At 75.3% G+C, this 876-nt stretch carries 1 pseudogene; it reads left to right on the top strand.

Annotation, left to right across the window (positions count from 1 at the left end):
• Positions 1-638: pseudogene (locus MR1_RS20305) on the top strand (thiamine pyrophosphate-binding protein); the annotation flags it as partial.
• Positions 639-876: the final 238 nt, after the last annotated feature.

Here is an 876-nt window from a genome sequence, read left to right as displayed (position 1 = left end):
ACGCGCCCGCCCCGGATCAGGCGGGGCTGTTCTCCACGGACGCCGCCGCCCGGCTGGGCGCGGTGCGGGCGGAGCTCGACGCCGTCCGCCGCCCGCTGGACCGGGAGCTTCTCGTGGATGCGGTCTGGCGCGCGACCTGGCCGCACGACCGGCTGATGTTCGGGTCGTCCCGACTGGTGCGGGTCGCGGACGCGGTGCTCGGCGGCAAGCGCGTCCCCGTGCACGCCAACCGGGGCCTCGCGGGGATCGACGGCACGATCGCCACCGCCACCGGGATCGCCCTCGCGAGCCAGGCGGCGGGGGCCGCCGGTGTCACGCGCGTGCTCCTCGGCGACCTGGCGTTCCTGCACGACGTCGGCGCGCTCCTGCTGCCCGCCGACGAGCCCGCGCCGCGGATCCAGGTCGTCGTCGGAAACGACGGCGGAGGCACCATCTTCGACGGTCTGGAGGTGGCCGCGTCGGCGCCCGCCGCGGATCTGGACCGCGTCTTCTACACGCCGCAGAGCACCGGTCTCGAACACCTGGCCGCCGCTTACGGCTGGGACTACCGGCGCATCACCACCCGCCCGACGCTGGACCAGGCGCTGACCGCCCCGGTCTCCGGTCCTCAGCTGATCGAGGTGCCGCTCCCGCGCTGACCCCGCGGGCGTTCGCGGTGGCGGTTCCCGGTCGTTGAGCGAGGCGCCGCGACGAGACGAAACGCGGTGGCGGTTCTTGGTCGTTGAGCGAGGAGCGCAGCGACGAGTCGAAACGCGGTGACCCGGGGGCGCGGTGTGGGGTCGGTCCGCTGCGCGATGGCCTCGTCTGTCGCGCGGTCCCCCGCCGTCCTTCGGTCGGCTCCCGCCAGGCCCGATGCCAGCGCGTCGGACGAGGCCG

The sequence above is a fragment of the Microbacterium resistens NBRC 103078 genome (assembly GCF_001552355.1).
Taxonomy (GTDB): Bacteria; Actinomycetota; Actinomycetes; order Actinomycetales; family Microbacteriaceae; genus Microbacterium; species Microbacterium resistens.
The sequence above is the reverse complement of the archived record's forward strand: the minus strand, read 5'-3'. Positions and strand labels throughout refer to the sequence as shown.